Raw genomic sequence first — 18,415 nt, 5'->3', positions numbered from 1 at the left:
TCAAGGGGTGCGGCGGCGCAGTGTCGCCGCACCCAGGCCGAGCGCCACGAGCACGCACGCGGCCACGACCAGCAGGTCGCGGGTGAGGGTGACGGTGAAGTCGGCCGAGCGGGTGACGTGAGTCAGTGCCTCGACGGCGTAGGACAGTGGCATCACGTCCGAGAGCCAGTTCAGCAGCCAGCCCATCTGGTCGCGCGGCTGCAGCAGCCCGCACAGCAGGAACTGCGGCAGCACGAACAGCGGCATGAACTGGATGGCCTGGAACTCGCTGGTGGCGAACGCGCTCACCAGCAGCCCCAACGCCATCCCCAGCAGCGCGTCGAGCACGGCGATCAGCAGCAGTGTCCACACCGAACCGACGACGTCGAGTCCCAGCCACAGCAACGAGACGCCGGTGGCGATGCCGACCTGGAACACGGCGATCGTGCCGAAGGCGATGGCGTAGCCGAGGATCAGGTCGAGCTTGGCGATCGGCATGGTCATCAGCCGTTCGAGTGTGGCCGTTGTCCGTTCGCGCAGCGTGGTGACCGACGCGATCAGGAACATGATCACGAACGGGAACACGCCGAGCAGTGCGGGCGCCATCCGGCTGAACGTCACCTCGTTGTTGAAGACGAACCGCAGCAGCGTCATCAGCAGCGAGGGGACCAGCAGCAGCATCACGATGGTGCGCGGGTCGTGCCGCAGCTGGGTCAGGATCCGCTTGGCCGTGGCCAGCGTGATCGAGGGAGTCATCACGGGGTTCATCGCTGGGCTCATGCCGCCGCCTCCGTCCGGACCAGGTGCAGGAACGCCTGCTCCAGATCGTCTTTCGCGGTCCGCGCGCGCAGGCCGCCTGGGGTGTCGTCGGCGAGGATGATCCCCTCCCGCATGAGCAGCAGCCGGTCGCAGCGGGCCGCCTCGTCCATCACGTGACTCGAGACCAGCAGGGTTGTGCCCGCTTTGGCGATGCGGTGGAACAGGGCCCACAGGTCGTCGCGCAGCACCGGGTCGAGTCCGACGGTCGGTTCGTCGAGGACGAGCAGTTCGGGGGAGCCCAACAGCGCCACCGCGAGACTCGCCCGACCGCGCTGGCCGCCGGAAAGGCTGCCGACGAGCTGGTCGGCCTGCGGCCGGAGATCGACGTCGGCGATCACTCGGCCGACATCTGAGGCGGGCGCCTTGAGCACGGAAGCGAAGTAGCGCAACGCCTCGGTGAGGGTCAGGTCGGCGTAGATCGCCGGACTCTGGGTGGAGTAGCCGATGCGGTGGCGCAGCGCGGGATCGCCCGCGGGCAGCCCCAGGACGTCGACTTGTCCGCTTTCGACAATCTGCACGCCCACGATCGCGCGCATGAGAGTGGTTTTGCCGCACCCGCTCGGCCCCAGCAGACCTGTGACCGACCCGCGCGGCACCTCGAACCCGATGTCGCGCAGGACCGGGCGGCCACCGCGCAGCACGCGCAGGTCGCGGACCAACACCGCAGAATTAGTCATGTGTTTAATTCTGCGCCCGTTGAGTTGGTCCGTCAAGAGGTACGCACGGGCCCGATGGGGTCGTAACGTGATCACGCCCGTACGTCCTATCCGGAGGTCAGATGCCAGCCGCCCCAGCCATGTCGTCGCTGTTGGACACCGTCGCGACCGAACGCCATAGGTTGCGCGGCGAAGAGGTGTCCGCACGGTTCCTCGGCACCGTCAGCTCCGGCATAGCCGCCTGGGAAGCCGCCGTCACCGCGTTCGACGCGGGCGGCGAAGCGGCCCAGGCACTTCCCGCGGTGGCCGAGGCCTTCGCCATGGCCGACGACACCGCCGCGGTGGCCCGGGCCGCGGAGGACGTGATCCGCATGGGGGTGGCCAAACCGCTCGACGTGCTGGTGGTCGGTCTGGCCCAGGTGAACCGCGAACTGGTCCGGGAGAACCGCAGGCCCGTTGCCATGGTCCGCAAGGCCGCGGCGATGGAACGCCGCGCCACCAGCCGCTGGCGCGGCGCGGAGGGACGCAAAGGTCTGCTGGTGAATCGGGACCTGCAGCTGGAGGAAGCCCGGCTGGCGGTCCGGGACGTGCTGAGCGACGCCCGCGAGGTCGCCGCCCTGCTGCGCCGATGGCGGTCCCAGCCCGTCCCCTGACCAGGACACACACAGGGAAGATGCGCGATCGGCCACCCGACTGACACTCTGGTGGTGATGCCATCACACCTGGACGACGCGGATGAGCTAGTGGCCACGGTGCGTGACGACGCCGCCGGGCGGTATCGGCTCGCCGGTGAGTTCTACCGTTCGCGGCCGGAGCACCGGCGGTTCGCGCGTGGCGAGCTGAGCTTCCTGCGGTGGGAGTTCGAACGCGGGGTGCTCTCGTCGGTGACCGGCAGCCCGTGGTGGCGCGCGGTCAACGAACGCCTGCTCCGGGACAAGATCGAAGCGGGCCTGGCCGCGGCGCGAGGGGTGCGCGCCGTCTCGTCGCGGCCGGTCGAGCTCTGGGCCGCGTTCCTGCGCCTGCCGACCCCGGCCACCTGGTACCGCGCGCACAACGCCAGCGTCGTGGCGGGCTACCTCGACCACGAGCCGCTGGCCCGCCGGGAGACCCCGCTGGAACGGTTCATGATCAATGTGACGGTGCTGCGGGCCTTCTACGCCCACGCCCTCGTCGCCGAGCCCGGGCTCGCCGCCGGGCGGATGGGCTGGTGGGCCCGGCACCTCGGCGACCCTCGCTTTGGGACGGTCGGCCTCTTTCTAAGCCTGCGCCGCGTCTTCCCGCAGCGCTATCCGGTGACCGGCGACTCGCTCGCTCGGCTGGTGGCCGACGAGGGCAGGCTGCCGCGCCTGCTCGACTACGGCGTGATCACGCCCCGGCTCAGCGCGCTGTACGAGTTCGCGGGGGTGGCGCTCGACGAGCCGAGGATCGCGGACATGATCAGCGACGGGATCCCGTGCTACGGGAGCCCGCCGCTGGACCGGACCGCGTGGACGGTGGCCCGGCCGGGGCTGTGGATGCGCCTGCTCCGGTCGGCCACGGTGCCCAGCTACTGACGGGACCGGATGAGGTCCCGGTACCAGCCGAACGAGTCCTTCGGGGTCCGCTTGAGCGTGTCGTAGTCGACGTGCACCAGGCCGAACCGCTCGGTGAAACCTTCCGCCCACTCGAAATTGTCCATGATCGACCACGCGAAGTACCCGCGAACGTCCACACCGGACTCGGCCAGCGCCCGCAGATGCTGGTCGTGGTAGTCGATGCGCCTCTGGTCGTGCACGGCGCCATCCGGGCCGACCGTGTCGTGATACGAGCAGCCGCTCTCGGTGATGTAGACCGGCGGCAGCGCGTCGCCGTAGCGGTCCTTGAAGGCGGCGAGGATCTCGCGCAGGCCGTCGGGGACGACCGACCAGCCGAAGTCGGTCTTCGGGTAGCCCTCGGTCGTGCGCAGGTCGAACGGCAGCTCGACGCCGGGCAGCAGCGACTCCCCGGAGCCGGGCGCGCCGACGAGCGCGGGCTGGTAGTAGTTGATCCCGAACCAGTCCAGCGGCTCGGCGATGACCTTCAGGTCCGCCGCGACCGGGCCCGGCATCGCCGCGGCGATCAACGGGTCCGGGTACTCCCCACGCAGGATCGGGTCGGCGAAGGTCCAGTTGACCAGCGCGTCGAAGATCTCGGCTGCCTGCTTGTCCTCGGCGGAGTCCGAGGCGGGCCAGGTCGGGGCGTGGTTGGAGGCGATGCCGATGTTGGCGCAGCCCGCCGCGCGCAGCGCCTGAACCGACAGGCCGTGGCCGAGGAGCTGGTGGTGGGCCACCGGGAGCGCGCCGAAGCCGAGCTGCCTGCCGGGGGCGTGGGCGCCCATCGCGTAGCCGAACATGGTCACCACGACCGGTTCGTTGAGCGGCATCCACATGCCCACCCGGTCACCGAGGCGGGCGCCGACGATGCCCGCGTACTCGGCGAGCCGCTCGGCGGTGTCGCGGACCGTCCAGCCGCCCGCGTCCTCAAGCGCCTGTGGCAGATCCCAGTGGTAGAGGGTGGCGGCGGGGGTGATCCCGGCGGCGAGCAGTTCGTCGACCAACCGGTCGTAGAAGTCGAGTCCGGCCTCGTTGGCCGCGCCGCGGCCGGTCGGCTGGATCCGGGGCCAGGCGATGGAGAAGCGATAGGCGTCGACGCCCAGCTCCTTCATCATGGCCACGTCCTCGCGGTAACGGTGGTAGTGGTCGCACGCGACGTCGCCGGTGTCGCCGTTCCTGATCCGCCCCGGCTCGGCGGTGAAAGTGTCCCAAATAGACACTCCGCGGCCGTCGGCGCCGACCGCGCCCTCGATCTGGTAGGACGCCGCCGAGACGCCGAAGACGAAGTCCTTGGGGAGTGCGGGGAAGTCCACTTGGTGCCCTTTCAGCGAACCGACTTGATCCGATAGACGAGCAGCGCGCCCACCAGTGCGACGAGCGCGGAGACCGAGAACAACATCGGGTAGCCGCCGAGGTGGCGCACGATCGGCGCGGCGACCACCGGCGCGAGCACCTGCGGCAGCGTGTTGGCCACGTTGAGCACGCCGAGGTCGCGGCCCCGGTCGGCGGCCCGGGGGAGCACCTGGGTGATCAGCGCGAAGTCGACCGAGGTGTAGGCGCCGAACCCGACCCCCAGCACGATCGCCGCGGTCACCGCCCCGGCCCAGGTCGGCCAGACCGCGAGCAGCATCGCGGCCACGGCCATGATCACGCCGGAGCCGAACACGAACACCCGCCGCCTGCCGATCCGGTCCGACCAGACGCCCGCGACCATGACCGTGATCAGCATCGTGCAGGCGTCGAGCACGGTCAGGATCAGCACGCCGGTCTCGGGATCCTCGATCCGCACGCCGTCCTTGAGGTAGAACAGCAGGTAAAGCAGGGCGATGGCGTTGCTGACGTTCATCAGGAACCGGGTGAACCACGCCCACGCGAAGTCGGGGTAGCGGCGGGGACTGATCCAGAACCCGGACAGGAACGCCCGCCAGTGCCACGGCGGGCGCTCGGTGATCACGGTGTCCTTGCCCAGCAGCACATACGGCAGCGGCGCGAGCAGGACGAACGCCGCGCACGCGACGTAGCCGCCGACGATCGAACCGCCCGCCACCGCCAACCCGGTGCCAGCCATGACCCCGAACATCTGCGCGAGCCCGAAGTAGCCGCCCGCGGTGCCGCGCTGGGCGACCGGGACCTGGTCGGGGATCGCCGCCGACAGCGCGGCCAAGGGCGCGTTCAAGGTGAGCTGGACGAGGCACCAGCCGATGATCATCAGCCCGATGCCGTCGGCCGCCGCGAGCACGAGCAGCCCGGCGACCCCGCCCACCGTGCCGACCACGACCCACGGGATCCGCCTGCCGAAGCGGGAGGTCGTGCGGTCCGACAGCGCGCCCCAGACCGGGTTGGCCAGCAACGACACGGTGGCCCCCAATAGGGCCACCACCGCCAGCACCGACTCCTTGCCCGCCGGGTCGAACGCGTCGGCCTGCTTGGCCAGCAAGATCTGCAGCGGCCCGTACCAGCCGACGAACGTGCCGACCACGGCCAGACAGAACCCGGAGATCCACCGGGCGGACACCTTGGTCACCGGGTCAGCGACGGTGGGCGGGTCGGCGACGGCCATCGGCGCTCCCTTCGGCTAGAGCTGCGTCCACGAACGTTGCCAGGCCCTCGACGGCCCAGATTCCCGCAGGCCGCACCCAGCACGAGCGGCATTCTGGCGGCACGCCCAGCGCGAACCTGGATCCGCCGATCGCCCCACAACGTTCATGGACACAGCTTTTCCCTTGGCTATGGGGCGAGGATCCGCAGCGCTGCGGGCCGGATCCGGATCTTGCAGGGTAGCGCGCCGAGGTCGTCGCCGTCGGCCCCTACGGGGACCGGACGGTCGGCGTCGAGGGTGACCTCGCGGGCCCTCACGACGCGGACCTCTGGCCTGCCCACGTGGGTGCCGGTCTTGGCCTGGCTCATGAAGGCGGCGAGGCGTCGCTTGGGTCCCGCGCTGACGATCATGACGTCCAGGAGGCCGTCGTCGACCACCGCGTCCGGCACGATCCGCAGCCCGTGCCCGTAGGTACCGGAGTTGGCGACGATCACGGTGTCCGCCTTCGCGGTGATCGTCTCGCCGTCGGCGGTGACGGTGTAGACCGGCGGCTGCCAGCGCAGCAGGGCCAGCGCCGGGGCGAGGCGGTAGATCAGCTTCGCGGGCATCCACCGGTTGTCGTTGATGATCCGCGCCGAGAGGCTGTCGATCCCCGCGTAGACGTTGCCGAGCACGATGGACCCGGCGGCATCGATCACGTCGATCCGCCGCTCCGGGGCGTTCAGCAGCAACTCCCCGAGCGCGGCGTGGTCGGTCGGCAGGTCCAGCTTCCTGGCCAGGTCGTTGCCCCGGCCCGCAGGCACGATCCCGAGCGTGCCGTCGGCGGCCACCACGCCCTGCGCGACGTCACGGACCAGGCCGTCGCCGCCGACCGCCACCACGACGTCGCCGCGCTGGGCGGCTTTCGCGGCCAACTCGACGGCGTGCGGCTGGCTCTCGGTCAGCTCGACGGTGACCGCCGCGCCCGCCGCGGTGATCAGGTCGGCCAGCGGCTGCCAGCGCTGCGCGGCGCTGCCGCCGCCCGCGATCGGGTTGACCAGGGCGGTGAACGAGCGCATCAGACCAGCACCCCGGGGTTGAGCACACCCCGCGGGTCCCAGGTCAGCTTGACCGCCCGCAGCGCCGCGACGGCCAGCGGCCCGATCTCGGCGTGATAGGTCTCGCGGTGGTCGGTGCCGACACCGTGGTGGTGCGTGATCGTCGCCCCGGTCGACCGAATCGCCGCGTTGGCGGCGTCCTTCGCCTGTGCCCACTGCTCCAGCGGGTCGTCGGCCTGCGCGCAGATGACGGTGAAGTACAGCGACGCGCCAGTCTCGTAGACATGGCTGATGTGGCAGAGGACGACCGGGGGAGTCCCCTGGCCCGCCAGCGCGTCGGTGATCGCGGTCGTCACCGCGGCCTTGAGCGCGGGCACGTTCGACCAGAACGTCGCGGTCTCCAGGGTTTCGACCAGCCCACCCGCGTCCAGCAGCGGGTCGCGCAGGTAGGGGCCGCGGAACCGGCCTTCGCGCCACGCCTCACCAGGGGTGGCGCCCAGCGCGGTGCCGCCCACCTCGGTCAGCGCCTTGGTCGCCGCCGCCTGGCGAGCCGCCACCTCGTCGGTCGCGCCCTCGTAACCGGTGATGACCAGGCACCCGCCGGGGCTGCCGCCGAGCTTGCCGCTCGGGTCGGCCAGGTTGACCGCGGTCTCGGCCTCGTCGGACAGCCGCAGCACCGTCGGCAGCGGCCCGTCCTGCACCAGCCGCCGCAGCGCCGCCGCGCCCGCGTCGAACGACTCGAACCGCCACCCCTCGAACACCCGACGCTCCGGCGCGCGGTGAATCCGCACGGTCACCGAGGTGATCACCCCGAGCGTGCCCTCGGACCCGAGCACCAACTGCCGCAGATCCGGCCCCGCCGCCGACCTTGGCGCGGTGCCCAGTTCGACCGTGCCGGTCGGCGTGGCGAGGACCAGCCCGACCACCATCTCGTCGAACCGCCCGTACCCGGCCGAAGACTGCCCCGCCGACCGCGCCGCGGCGTACCCGCCGATGCTCGCGCCCTCGTAGGACTGGGGGAACTGGCCGAGCGTGAATCCCTTGGCCCGCAACAGCTCCTCGGCCTGGATCCCGCGCAGCCCCGCCTGCAGAGTCGCGGTACGCGAGACTTCGTCGACGGCCGTCACTTGGTCGAGCCGCCGAACATCGAGCGCGACGACCCCCGCGAACCCGGCCCGCGCCGCCGTCAGCCCGCCGACCACGGAGGTTCCCCCCGCGAACGGGACCACGGCGACCAGGTGCTCCGAGCACACGCGCAACACCTCGGCCACGTCACCATGATCACCCGGATAAACCACCACATCCGGCGCGTCGGAGGCATCTCCCGCCCGCAACTTCAGCAGATCCGGTGTCGAGTAGCCACGGGTGTGCTGGACCCGGCTGTGATGGTCGGCGACCACGTTGTCCGCGCCCACCACGGCCTCGATCGCCGCAAGGGCGTCCGCTGGCAGGGTCGAGTCGGGCAACACCACATCCTCGGGCGCCACCGTGTCCCGGGGCCGCACACCCAACTGCGTCAGCGCCGCCGAGGCGATACCGGGCAAGGACCCCGGAGTCTCGGGATTCCCCCACCGTGGACGCAACATCTCGACGACAGGCAGTTCGGTCTCGCTCACCAACGCCTCCAGAGGCAACTCGCAGACTATGTGACAGATTCGCATACATTGTCACAGTCGCGCAATCGCTGGCTCCAAAGTGCGCAGCCCACACTCGACCGGGCGGCCTCCGCCACCCGCCCCCAGGCCTCAGCGCTCACCCACGCGCCCCCCGCGACACCCGCGACACAGACCCGGTGCTGCGCAGCGCCACCAGCGCGACCCAAGCGCGTGAGCGCGCCGGACCAACGCACAGCGCCGGACCGCGCCGGATTGAGGCGCCGCGCTGGGCCGCGCCGCGCCGCGCTGGACGCGCCGCTCCGGGCGTGCCGCGCCTGGCGTGCGGTGCTGGACGCGCCCGCGCCGGACGCGCCGCGCCGGGCGTGCCGCGCCGGGCGTGCCGCGCTGGACGCGCGGCACTGTGGCGGCGGTGCTGGGCCGACGGGAGGGCGGTGCGGGCGGGTCGGCGGCGTCAGGCTGGCCGTGCTCGGTGGGTGGGCGGTGTGGCGGGCGCACGCGTGAGTGGGCGGCGTTGGCCGGGTGGCGCTGGTTGGGGCGGCACTACAGGGGTCGGACCTGGGCGCCTGCGCTGGGCGGACCGCTCCGGGGGGGGCGGGTGGCGGTCGACGGGTGGCCTGGACGGGCTGTGTCAGACGGGCCGTGCTGGCCCGCCGAGCTTTGTGCGCGGTGTGGGTGGGAACAAGGCGGCGTCGCTTGCGTGGGCTGCGCTAGGCCCCGGCGCGCCGGGGGTGTTGGCCCGGCAGAACTCGGTCGGCGCTGGGGGCCGCGCTTGGCAAGGGACGGCGCTGGGCGGGCCGTGTGGAGGTGGATGTTGTTGGCGGGCGGCTCCTGGTCGTGCGGCGCTTGGCTTTGCGTGATGGACGGCGTTGAGCGGGCGGCGGTTGGGGCGCGTGTGGCTGGTGGCGCTTGGTCGGGGCGCCCGGTGGGAGGCGCGTTGTGTGCGGACGGGGCTCGTTCGTGCTTCGGAGGGCGGGGTCGCTCCCTCGTTTTTCGGCGTCTTGTCCCGAGTCGGCGTTGTAAGGGCGCCTGCGGCGTCGCTGCGCGAGCGGCAAGCCGCCCCTTGACAACGCCGGCTCCGGACAAGGGATTGCCGGGACGAGGGTGCTGGGGGAAATGCAGGGACCTGCGGTCCCCTAATGCAAGGGCGCTCCGGCATCCGGGTGGGGTGGTGTCGGCCCTTCACCATGCCGTGGGTCTGCGTAGGCGTTCGGCGGGGAGCTGGTGTGGGCAGCTGACCCACTTGTGGCGCCGGGATGCTTGGGGCGGGCGTTAGGTGGTTGGGGTTTGGGCGGGTGTGGTTGGGATGGGTGGAGGGTGTGCGGCGGCTGCGGTGGTGAAGGCGGTGGCGCCCGCGTGCCAGGTGGGGTCGAGGTTGCCTGGGGGGAAGCGGTCGTCGAGTTCGAGGATCACCATCCCGTGCGCGAACGACCACAGTGCCTGTGCCAGGTGCGGTTCCCCGGCGGCTAGGAAGAAGGGGGTGCCTGCCCATTCCTCCAGTCCTGCCGCCAACTGCTCCCGGGGTAACGCGCCCTGGGTCGACAGTCGGTACAGGTTCGGGTGCGCAAGGGCGTGGCGGCGGTAGGTGCGTAAGAGGGTGGGGATTGCTCCGTCCGGTTCTGGGGACGCCACCGCCTCGTGCAGTGCGGTGCCGATGTCGGTGAGGCCTGTCTCGATCAGGGCGACCTCGATGGCCTCCTTGTTGCGGAAGTGCTTGTAGAGCGACGGCGCTCGCATCTCCAGGAACTCGGCCAGCAGGCGCATGGTCATCGCCTCTATGCCGTTGTTCTCCAGTAGGCCGCGGGCGGCGTTGACGATCTGGGTCGCTCGGGGGGAGCGGGTGGTGCGGCGTGGGAGTGTCATGGCTCAGCCGTTCTCGGCGCGGGCTTTCAGGGCGGTGTTCATGGCGGCGAAGCCCGACTCGACGTCGAGGGACTTTCCGGCCACGGGGACCAGGAAGCCGGTGAACGTCTCGCCCTGGGTGAGGCGGGTGCGGCCGGGGGACACCTCCTCGATGAGAAAATAGTGCTCCCCGTCCACGATGCCCGGCAGGCGGAATCGGCCGAGCCAGCGTAACTCGCGGCCCGCGTCGGCGACCAGGACGGTTGGCTCGAACTCCATCGTGGAACCGTTGCTGTTCAAGGTGTTCTTCAATTGTGAGTCCACTGTGGCCGTTCCCTCGGCTTTGACGATGAACGGGTTCCATTCCGGATAGGACCGGAAGTCGGTCAACACGTTCCACACCCGTTGCGGCGAGGCGTCGATCTCGACGGTGGACGTGAGGGCTTTCGGCGAGATGCGCGACCACGTGTACAGCGCGAGCGGGACGACGAGCAGGACGGCGAGAACGATCCAAACGATCTTCACGGGGGATCTCCAGCGGTGGCTAACGTTGTTAGCCACAACAGTAGGCTAACGACGTTAGCCTTGCAAGTCACCCGTTCAGGTAGTGCTGGATCACCGGCCCGACCAGCTCGACCACCTCGTCATCCGACGCCGACGCCAACGGTTCGACGCCGACCACATAGCGGACCATCGCGAGCCCCACCAGTTGGGCCGCCAGCGCCGTCATCCGCAGTTTCGGCACCCCGAGCGCGTCGGCGACCTTGGCCAGGACCGCCTTCTCCAGGAACTGGCGCATCATGTCCGCCGCCTGCTCGCTGGTCGACACCGAGCGAATGAGGGCCAGGAACGCCGTGCTCGGCTCCGGCGCAGACCACAGGCCAAGGAACAGCCGGACCATCCGCGCCCCCGCCTCGGCCCGTGGTCCGTCCAGCACGGTCTCCACCATCACGATGGGGTTGACCGGCAGGTTCAGCGCCGCGACGAACACCTGCTCCTTCGTCCCGAAGAAGTGGTGGATGAGCGCCGGATTGACCTCCGCCTCCGCCGCGATCCCGCGGATCGTCGCCCCGCCGTAGCCCAGCGCGCCGAACTGGCTGCGGGCCGCGGCCAGGATGTGCGCGCGGGTCTGGGTCTGCCCCGGTCTGCGGCCGGTCTTGGCCATCGCCTCCCCCTCGTGGTCCTGCCACCGCCAGTATCGTCGCCACGTAGGCTCGTAGGCATGTCAGTAGCGGTGCGCGTGATCCCCTGCCTCGACGTCGACGCGGGCCGGGTGGTCAAAGGAGTCAACTTCACCGACCTGGTCGACGCGGGCGACCCGGTCGAACTGGCCGCCGCCTACGACGCCGAGGGGGCGGACGAGCTGACCTTCCTCGACGTCACCGCGTCCTCTTCGGACCGCGAGACCACCTTCGACGTCGTGCGCCGCACCGCCGAGCAGGTGTTCATCCCGCTGACCGTCGGCGGCGGCGTCCGTGAGGTCGGCGATGTCGACAAGCTGCTGCGCGCGGGCGCGGACAAGGTCGGCATCAACACCGCCGCCATCGCCCGCCCGGAGTTCCTCCGCGAGGCGTCCCTGCGCTACGGCGCCCAGTGCATCGTGCTGTCGGTGGACGCGCGCCGGGTCCCAGAAGGCTCGAAGCCCACCCCGTCCGGCTTCGAGGTCACCACCCACGGCGGCAGGCGCGGCACCGGCCTTGACGCCGTCGAGTGGGCCGCGCGCGGTCAGGAACTGGGCGTCGGCGAGATCCTGCTCAACTCGATGGACGCCGATGGCACCAAGGCGGGCTTCGACCTGGACCTGATCGACCTGGTCCGCGCCGTGGTCGACGTCCCGCTCATCGCCAGCGGGGGAGCGGGCGCGCTGGAGCACTTCCCGCCCGCCGTCGCCCACGGCGCCGACGCGGTGCTCGCGGCCAGCGTGTTCCACTTCGGACAGCTGCGCATTGGCGAGGTCAAGGACACTCTGCGCGCCGCCGGGGTCGTGGTGCGGTGACCGCTCGCCCGCTGGAGGTGCGCGTCGCGGCGGGGATTGTGGCGGTGGGCGCGGCGCTCTTCCTGGTTCTCGGCATCGTCCGTGGCGAACCGCGGGCGCCGATCATCTTCACCATCCTTGCCGCACTGGCGATCGCCGCGATGGTGAGCGGGTGGGGCAAAGGGCGTGCTATCGCCAGTTGCGTCGTGGTCTTTCTCGCCCTGTCGCACGCGCTGATCGCCCTCGGCGGCCTGCCGTGGGAAGTGCGGACCGTTTCCGGCGCGGTCGCCGCAGGCTATGTCTACGCCGTCATCCTGCTGTTGACCGGCCCCGCGCGGGCCCATTTCGGAGGTGCCCGCCGTGGGTGAACTGGACCCGGAGATCGCCAAGCTCCTCAAACGCAACGCCGAGGGCCTTGTCTGCGCGGTCGCGCAGCAGCGCGGCACCGGCGAGGTGCTGATGGTCGCGTGGATGAACGACGAGGCCTTGCACCTGACCCTGACCACCCGCCGCGCCACGTACTTCTCCCGCAGCCGTGACGAGCTGTGGGTCAAAGGCGAGACCTCCGGGCACACCCAGCAGGTCCACGATGTGCGCCTCGACTGCGACGGCGACACGATCCTGCTGGTCGTGGACCAGGAGGGCGCCGCGTGCCACACCGGCGACCGGACCTGTTTCGACGCCCGTCAGCTGCTCAGCGACCCGGTCAAGTAGCGCTGGACGTTCGGTCCGATCGCCGCGACCAGCGTTTCGACGTCGGCCGTGGCCAGCGGGTCGAACTCGGCGACATAGCGGGTCACCCCGAGTCCGATGAGCTGGGACGCGACCAGGTTGGCCCGCAGGGCGGGCTGGTCCTGGGCGACCGTGCCCGCGAGCTGCCCGAACACGTGCTTGGTGAAGAAGTCGCGCAGCGCGTGCGCCACCTGTTCGTGCGCGGCGACGCTGCGGATGAGGGCGGCGAACACCCCGCCGCCCTGCTCGTCCCAGCTGGTCAGGAACCGTCGGATGATCCGCTCGCCGAGGTCGTGGATGTCGCCCTTCATCAGCTCGGCGATGATCTCGTTCGGGTTGAACGGCACCTGCAGGACGGCCTCGCTGAACAGCTTGTCCTTGCCGCCGAACCAGTGGTTGACCATGGCCGCGTCGACCCCGGCGCGGCCCGCGATGGCCCGGACCGTCGCCCCGTCGTAGCCCTGTTCGGTGAACACCTCGCGGGCGGCGGCCAGCAGCGCGGCGCGGGTGTCGGCGCCGCGCGGGCGCCTGCCGCGGCGGGTCGGCTCTTGCTGAACTGATTCGGACACCGGACCATCATGGTCGAGCGTGCACGATTTTTCAACATTTGTTGAATTCGACGTGGACCCGACCGGGAAACCCGTTTGGGGTGACCGGCACAATGAACGCCATGGTCAGCGCCATCGGCATTCCGGCACGCGTACCGACGACCTCCGGGATGGGCGCGGTCAGTCCCACCCGCGAGGAGTTCCACGCGCTCGCCGCGGACCGCCGGGTCATCCCCGTCGTGCGGCGGGTCCTCGCCGACGCCGAGACCCCGGTCGGGGTCTACCGCAAGCTCGCGGGCGACCGTCCCGGCACCTTCCTGTTCGAGTCGGCGGAGAACGGCCGCTCGTGGTCGCGCTGGTCGTTCGTCGGCGTCCACAGCCCCGCCGCGCTCACCGCGAACGGCGGCGAGGCGCACTGGCTGGGCACCCCGCCGGTCGGCCTGCCCACCGGCGGCGACCCGCTCGACGCGCTCCGCGAGACCGTCAAGGCCCTGCACACCGACCCGCTGCCCGGCCTGCCCCCGCTGACCGGCGGCATGGTCGGCTACGTCGGCTACGACGCCGTCCGCAGGCTCGAACGCCTCCCGGAACTGGCCGAGGACGACCTCAAGCTGCCCGAGTTGGTCATGCTGCTGGCCACCGACCTGGCCGCGCTCGACCACCACGAGGGCACCATCACCCTCATCGCCAACGCGGTGAACTGGGACAACTCGCCGGAACGTGTTGACGCGGCCTACGACGACGCCGTGGCCCGCCTCGACGCGATGGTCCACGGCCTGCAGACGCCTGCAGAGCCGACGGTCGCGGTGTTCGACCGGCCCAAGCCCGACTACCGGCGCAGGCGCGAACCCGCCGAGTACCAGCAGGCCGTGCTCACCGCGAAGGAAGCGATCCGGGCGGGCGAGGCCTTCCAGGTCGTGGTGTCGCAGCGCTTCGAGATGCGCACCCAGGCCGACCCGCTCGACGTCTACCGCGTCCTGCGCACCACCAACCCGAGCCCGTACATGTACCTGCTGCGGCTCGACGGGTTCAGCATCGTCGGCTCCAGCCCCGAGGCGCTGGTGACCGTCCGCGACGGTCGCGCGACCACCCACCCGATCGCGGGCACCCGCTGGCGTGGCATCGACGCCGACGAGGACCAGATCCTGGAGAAGGACCTCCTCGCCGACGAGAAGGAGCGCGCCGAGCACGTCATGCTCGTCGACCTGGGCCGCAACGACCTCGGCCGGGTCTGCAAGCCGGGAACGGTGCACGTCGTCGACTTCTTCCGGGTCGAGCGCTACAGCCACGTCATGCACATCGTCTCGACCGTGACCGGCGAACTGGCCGATGGCAAGACCGCCTTCGACGCCGTCGCGGCCTGCTTCCCGGCCGGGACCCTGTCCGGCGCCCCGAAGCCCCGGGCGATGGAGTTGATCGAGGAACTTGAGCCGACCCGCCGCGGCCTCTACGGCGGCGTCGTCGGCTACCTGGACTTCGCTGGCGACTGCGACACCGCCATCGCGATCCGCACCGCCCTGATCCGCGACGGCGTGGCGTACGTGCAGGCGGGCGCGGGCATCGTCGCCGACTCGAACCCGGTCGCCGAGGACACCGAGTGCGTCAACAAGGCGGGCGCGGTGCTGGCCGCCATCGCCACGGCCGAGACCATGCGGCAGGCGTCGAGTGGCTGACCCCGCCAAACGTCCACTATGGACAATTTCTGCGCTGCTTCCCTTGGCGGCGTTGGCTTTGTGGTCCGCGTCGAGGGTCGGCTGGGGTGACATCGCAGGCGAGCGGGCGCTCGTGCCGCTGGCGTTGTTCGACCTCGCCGCCGTGGCCGCCGTACTCGCGCTGGGCCCGGTGCCGCGTCGGATCGTCGGGCTGCTCGTCGCCGGGCTCGGCGTCATCGCCGTCGTCCTGTCAGTGGGCACGCCGTTCCTCTGGGGACGGGCACTCGCGGTGACCGGTGGTGTGCTCATGGTGGCCGCCGGGATTCTGTTGCTGCTGCGCGGACACCGCATGCCCCGGCTCGGCGCGAAATACGCCGCGCCCGGTGCCGCCGCCGACGCCGAGCCCGATCTCTGGCGGTCGCTGTCTGAAGGTGACGATCCCACCGCTCGCTAGCGCCAAAGCGTGGACCCGGTGCCCAGTAGCCATAAGGCCCGGAGTTAGCATCATTTCGGCGGAAGGGGCAATGCTTGTGAGGCACTACACGGGCTGGACATCGAACGAGGGTGGCAAGTGAGCATCCTCGAATCGATCATCGAAGGTGTCCGAGAAGACCTCGCCGTCCGCGAGGCGGCCGTACCTTTCGACGCCATCAAGGATCTGGCCGCGAAGGCGCCCGCGCCGCGCGACGCGATGAGCGCGCTGCGCGGCTCCGACGTGGGCGTGATCGCCGAGGTCAAGCGGCGCAGCCCGTCCAAGGGGACGTTGGCGGCCATCGCCGACCCGGCCGCACTGGCCAAGGACTACGCCGAGGCGGGCGCGCGGGTCATCAGCGTGCTCACCGAGCAGCGCCGCTTCGGCGGCTCGCTCGCCGACTTCGACGCGGTGCGCGCGTGCGTGGACATTCCGTTGCTGCGCAAGGACTTCGTCGTCAGCCCGTACCAGGTGCACGAGGCCCGCGCGCACGGCGCCGACCTGGTGCTGCTGATCGTCGCCGCGCTGGAGCAGAACGCGCTGGCCTCACTGCTCGACCGGGTCGAGTCGCTGGGCATGGTCGCGCTGGTCGAGGTGCACACCGCCGAGGAGGCCGACCGGGCGCTGGAGGCGGGCGCGCGGGTCATCGGCGTCAACGCCCGCGACCTGCACACCCTGGAGGTCGACCGGGATGTCTTCGGGCGGCTGGCCCCCGGGCTGCCGTCGGACGTGGTCAAGATCGCCGAGTCCGGCGTGCGCGGCCCGTCCGACCTGATGACCTACGCGGGCGCGGGTGCCGACGCGGTGCTCGTCGGCGAGGGCCTGGTGGCCTCGGATGACCCGCGCGCGGCCCTGATCCAGCTGGTCACGGCTGGTTCGCACCCGGCTTGCCCGAGGCCCAGCCGATGACCGACGGCGTGCACGCGGCGAGTCCGCACGATCCCGACGCGACCGGGCACTTCGGGCCCTACGGCGGCCGGTTCATGCCCGAGGCGCTGATCGCCGCGCTCGACGAGCTGTCGGCGGTCTACGACAAGGCCCGGGTCGACCCCGAGTTCACCGGCGAGTTCGCCCGGCTGCTGCGCGACTACGCGGGCAGGCCGTCGCTGCTGACCGAGGCGCCGCGATTCGCCGAGCACGCGGGCGGGGCGCGGATCTTCCTCAAGCGCGAGGACCTCAACCACACCGGGTCCCACAAGATCAATAACGTACTGGGCCAGGCACTGCTCACCAAGCGGATGGGCAAGAAGCGGGTCATCGCCGAGACCGGCGCGGGCCAGCACGGCGTGGCCACGGCCACCGCGTGCGCCCTGATGGGCCTGGAGTGCGTCGTCTACATGGGCGAGGTGGACACCGAGCGGCAGGCGCTGAACGTGGCGCGGATGAAGCTGCTCGGCGCCGAGGTCATCCCGGTCAAGTCCGGCTCGCGCACCCTCAAGGACGCCATCAACGAGGCGCTGCGCGACTGGGTGACCAATGTGGACACCACGCACTATCTGCTGGGCACCGCCGCGGGCGGGCATCCGTTCCCGGTGATGGTGCGCAACTTCCACAAGATCATCGGCATCGAGGCGCGCGCGCAGATCCTGGAGCTGGCGGGCAGGCTGCCCGACGCGGTCACCGCGTGCGTCGGCGGCGGGTCCAACGCGATCGGCATCTTCCACGGGTTCATCGACGACCCGGACGTCCGGCTGATCGGCATCGAGCCCGGCGGCCACGGCATCGAGTCCGGCGAACACGGCGCGACCCTGAGCGAGGGCACGCCCGGCATGCTGCACGGCGCCATGTCCTACCTGCTGCAGGACGAGGACGGCCAGACGATCGAGGCGTACTCGATCTCGGCGGGCCTGGACTACCCCGGCGTGGGCCCCGAGCACTCGTGGCTCAAGGACACCGCGCGCGCCGAGTACCGCTCGGTCACCGACGACGAGGCCATGGCCGCGTTCCAGCTGCTGTCGCGCACCGAGGGCATCATCCCGGCCATCGAGTCGGCGCACGCCCTGGCCGGGACGCTCAAGCTCGGGCAGGAACTCGGCCCGGAGGCGTTGATCCTGGTCAACTTGTCCGGACGCGGTGACAAGGACATGGACACGGCCGCGAAGTACTTCGGTTTCTACGAGGAGTCCTGATGGGCCTGGCCCCACTGTTCGAGCGCACCCGCGCCGAGGGGCGTGCCGCTCTCGTCGGCTACCTGCCCGCGGGCTTCCCGACCGTCGACGGCTCGATCGACATGATCAAGACCATGATCGACGGCGGCTGCGACCTCGTCGAGATCGGCGTGCCCTACTCCGACCCGGTCATGGACGGCCCGACCATCCAGGCCGCCGCCGACGAGGCCCTGCGCGCGGGCTTCCGCCTCCGCGACGTGTTCCGCGTGGTCGAGGCCGTGACGGCGCACGGCGGTCAGGCCGTCGTGATGACTTATTGGAACCCGGTGCACCGCTACGGCGTCGACGCGTTCGCGCGTGACCTGGCGGCCGCGGGCGGGCACGGCATCATCACTCCGGACTTGATCCCCGACGAGGCTGCCCCGTGGCTGGCCGCGTCCGAGGAACACGGGCTGGACCGGATCTTCCTGGTGGCCCCTTCATCGACGGAGGAGCGCATCGCCCGCACAGTCGCGGCGTCGTCGGGCTTCGTCTACGCGACGGCGGTCATGGGCGTGACTGGTGCCCGGGACGCGGTCGGCGGGGCGGCTGAGGGCTTGGTGCAGCGCACCCGGGAGCACACGAAGCTGCCGATCGGGGTGGGCTTGGGCGTGCGGTCGGGGTCACAGGCGGCTGAGGTCGCCGGGTTCGCGGACGCGGTGATCGTGGGCTCGGCCTTCGTGAGCGCGGTCCGGGAAGGCGCGGACGCGGTCCGGGCGCTGGCGACCGAACTCGCGGCGGGCGTACGGCGGGCGCCGACCACCATCGGGTGAATCAGTCGGGAATGCCGGGCTGAGCGGCCGATTCTGCCGGTGCGGCCGATCATGGTGGCG

General features: G+C 71.0%; 21 protein-coding genes. 11 read left to right on the top strand and 10 right to left on the bottom strand.

Annotation, left to right across the window (positions count from 1 at the left end; all coding sequences use genetic code 11):
- Positions 1 to 735 (bottom strand): ABC transporter permease, encoded by a 735-nt coding sequence (locus BN1701_RS17840; RefSeq protein WP_054050309.1) that lies wholly within the window; start codon positions 733 to 735, stop codon positions 1 to 3.
- Between the two features lie 20 nt (positions 736 to 755).
- Positions 756 to 1,475, bottom strand: coding sequence for an ABC transporter ATP-binding protein (locus tag BN1701_RS17835; RefSeq protein WP_054050307.1), 720 nt, complete (start codon positions 1,473 to 1,475; stop codon positions 756 to 758).
- Positions 1,476 to 1,576: 101 nt separating this feature from the next.
- On the opposite strand from BN1701_RS17835, the gene BN1701_RS17830 reads away from it, so the two are divergent.
- Together BN1701_RS17830 and BN1701_RS17825 are read left to right on the top strand one after the other, a co-directional pair.
- Entirely contained in the window at positions 1,577 to 2,107 is a 531-nt protein-coding gene (locus tag BN1701_RS17830) for a hypothetical protein (protein ID WP_157368049.1), read from the top strand.
- 57 nt (positions 2,108 to 2,164) lie between these two features.
- A complete protein-coding gene (locus BN1701_RS17825) occupies positions 2,165 to 3,007 on the top strand; it encodes a hypothetical protein (RefSeq protein ID WP_067521254.1) in 843 nt (280 codons plus the stop codon).
- Here BN1701_RS17825 and BN1701_RS17820 read toward each other — a convergent pair.
- From BN1701_RS17820 to BN1701_RS17805, 4 genes are all read right to left on the bottom strand, one after another.
- The gene (locus BN1701_RS17820) at positions 3,001 to 4,338 is read right to left on the bottom strand and encodes a GH1 family beta-glucosidase (RefSeq protein WP_054050301.1); all 1,338 of its coding nucleotides are present in this window, start codon (positions 4,336 to 4,338) and stop codon (positions 3,001 to 3,003) included. The genes BN1701_RS17825 and BN1701_RS17820 overlap by 7 nt on opposite strands.
- An 11-nt stretch (positions 4,339 to 4,349) precedes the next feature.
- Complete coding sequence (locus tag BN1701_RS17815; protein WP_054050299.1) at positions 4,350 to 5,585, bottom strand: MFS transporter; 1,236 nt, start codon at positions 5,583 to 5,585, stop codon at positions 4,350 to 4,352.
- Positions 5,586 to 5,752: 167 nt separating this feature from the next.
- Complete coding sequence (locus BN1701_RS17810; RefSeq protein WP_054050297.1) at positions 5,753 to 6,622, bottom strand: diacylglycerol kinase family protein; 870 nt, start codon at positions 6,620 to 6,622, stop codon at positions 5,753 to 5,755.
- Positions 6,622 to 8,187, bottom strand: a complete 1,566-nt coding sequence (locus BN1701_RS17805; protein WP_054055947.1) for an FAD-binding oxidoreductase — start codon at positions 8,185 to 8,187, stop codon at positions 6,622 to 6,624. Before BN1701_RS17805 ends, BN1701_RS17810 begins: the two co-directional genes overlap by 1 nt.
- A gap of 282 nt (positions 8,188 to 8,469) precedes the next feature.
- Here BN1701_RS17805 and BN1701_RS35650 point away from each other — a divergent pair, with 282 nt between their 5' ends.
- Positions 8,470 to 8,718, top strand: coding sequence for a hypothetical protein (locus BN1701_RS35650; protein ID WP_157368048.1), 249 nt, complete (start codon positions 8,470 to 8,472; stop codon positions 8,716 to 8,718).
- Between the two features lie 768 nt (positions 8,719 to 9,486).
- On the opposite strand, the gene BN1701_RS17800 is transcribed toward BN1701_RS35650, so the two are convergent.
- The 3 genes from BN1701_RS17800 to BN1701_RS17790 all read right to left on the bottom strand — a co-directional run bounded on the left by BN1701_RS17800 (position 9,487) and on the right by BN1701_RS17790 (position 11,221).
- Entirely contained in the window at positions 9,487 to 10,077 is a 591-nt protein-coding gene (locus BN1701_RS17800; protein ID WP_054050295.1) for a TetR/AcrR family transcriptional regulator, read from the bottom strand.
- Between the two features lie 3 nt (positions 10,078 to 10,080).
- Positions 10,081 to 10,581, bottom strand: coding sequence for an SRPBCC domain-containing protein (locus BN1701_RS17795; RefSeq protein WP_197672109.1), 501 nt, complete (start codon positions 10,579 to 10,581; stop codon positions 10,081 to 10,083).
- 67 nt (positions 10,582 to 10,648) lie between these two features.
- Positions 10,649 to 11,221, bottom strand: coding sequence for a TetR family transcriptional regulator (locus tag BN1701_RS17790; protein ID WP_054050293.1), 573 nt, complete (start codon positions 11,219 to 11,221; stop codon positions 10,649 to 10,651).
- Between the two features lie 57 nt (positions 11,222 to 11,278).
- Between BN1701_RS17790 and hisF the strand changes: the two genes are divergently transcribed.
- Genes hisF through hisI form a run of 3 tightly spaced genes read left to right on the top strand, consistent with a single transcriptional unit; the run spans position 11,279 to position 12,745 of the window.
- A complete protein-coding gene (hisF, locus tag BN1701_RS17785) occupies positions 11,279 to 12,052 on the top strand; it encodes an imidazole glycerol phosphate synthase subunit HisF (RefSeq protein ID WP_054050292.1) in 774 nt (257 codons plus the stop codon).
- The gene (locus BN1701_RS17780) at positions 12,049 to 12,399 is read left to right on the top strand and encodes a hypothetical protein (RefSeq protein WP_054050290.1); all 351 of its coding nucleotides are present in this window, start codon (positions 12,049 to 12,051) and stop codon (positions 12,397 to 12,399) included. Before hisF ends, BN1701_RS17780 begins: the two co-directional genes overlap by 4 nt.
- On the top strand, positions 12,392 to 12,745 hold the full coding sequence (gene hisI / locus BN1701_RS17775; RefSeq protein ID WP_054050288.1) for a phosphoribosyl-AMP cyclohydrolase: 354 nt from the start codon (positions 12,392 to 12,394) through the stop codon (positions 12,743 to 12,745). The genes BN1701_RS17780 and hisI overlap by 8 nt, the downstream gene beginning before the upstream one ends.
- Here the strand turns inward: hisI and BN1701_RS17770 are convergent.
- Positions 12,718 to 13,332, bottom strand: a complete 615-nt coding sequence (locus BN1701_RS17770) for a TetR family transcriptional regulator (RefSeq protein ID WP_054050286.1) — start codon at positions 13,330 to 13,332, stop codon at positions 12,718 to 12,720. The genes hisI and BN1701_RS17770 overlap by 28 nt on opposite strands.
- 101 nt (positions 13,333 to 13,433) lie before the next feature.
- On the opposite strand from BN1701_RS17770, the gene BN1701_RS17765 reads away from it, so the two are divergent.
- From BN1701_RS17765 to trpA, 5 genes are all read left to right on the top strand, one after another.
- On the top strand, positions 13,434 to 14,984 hold the full coding sequence (locus BN1701_RS17765; RefSeq protein ID WP_054055945.1) for an anthranilate synthase component I: 1,551 nt from the start codon (positions 13,434 to 13,436) through the stop codon (positions 14,982 to 14,984).
- Between the two features lie 52 nt (positions 14,985 to 15,036).
- Entirely contained in the window at positions 15,037 to 15,417 is a 381-nt protein-coding gene (locus BN1701_RS17760) for a Trp biosynthesis-associated membrane protein (RefSeq protein ID WP_231949635.1), read from the top strand.
- A 117-nt stretch (positions 15,418 to 15,534) separates the two neighbouring features.
- A complete protein-coding gene (gene trpC / locus BN1701_RS17755) occupies positions 15,535 to 16,344 on the top strand; it encodes an indole-3-glycerol phosphate synthase TrpC (RefSeq protein ID WP_054050282.1) in 810 nt (269 codons plus the stop codon).
- Positions 16,341 to 17,564: a tryptophan synthase subunit beta gene (trpB, locus tag BN1701_RS17750; RefSeq protein WP_054055944.1), complete on the top strand. Its 1,224-nt coding sequence runs from the start codon at positions 16,341 to 16,343 to the stop codon at positions 17,562 to 17,564. The genes trpC and trpB overlap by 4 nt, the downstream gene beginning before the upstream one ends.
- Positions 17,564 to 18,355 carry a tryptophan synthase subunit alpha gene (gene trpA / locus BN1701_RS17745; RefSeq protein WP_172803275.1) on the top strand — a complete coding sequence of 264 codons (792 nt, stop codon included), beginning with the start codon at positions 17,564 to 17,566 and terminating at the stop codon, positions 18,353 to 18,355. Before trpB ends, trpA begins: the two co-directional genes overlap by 1 nt.
- Positions 18,356 to 18,415 lie beyond the last annotated feature (60 nt).

Source organism: Alloactinosynnema sp. L-07 (assembly GCF_900070365.1).
In the GTDB taxonomy this organism is placed as follows: domain Bacteria; phylum Actinomycetota; class Actinomycetes; order Mycobacteriales; family Pseudonocardiaceae; genus Actinokineospora.
Note: the sequence above shows the minus strand (reverse complement) of the source record. Positions and strands in the feature narration are given on the sequence as shown.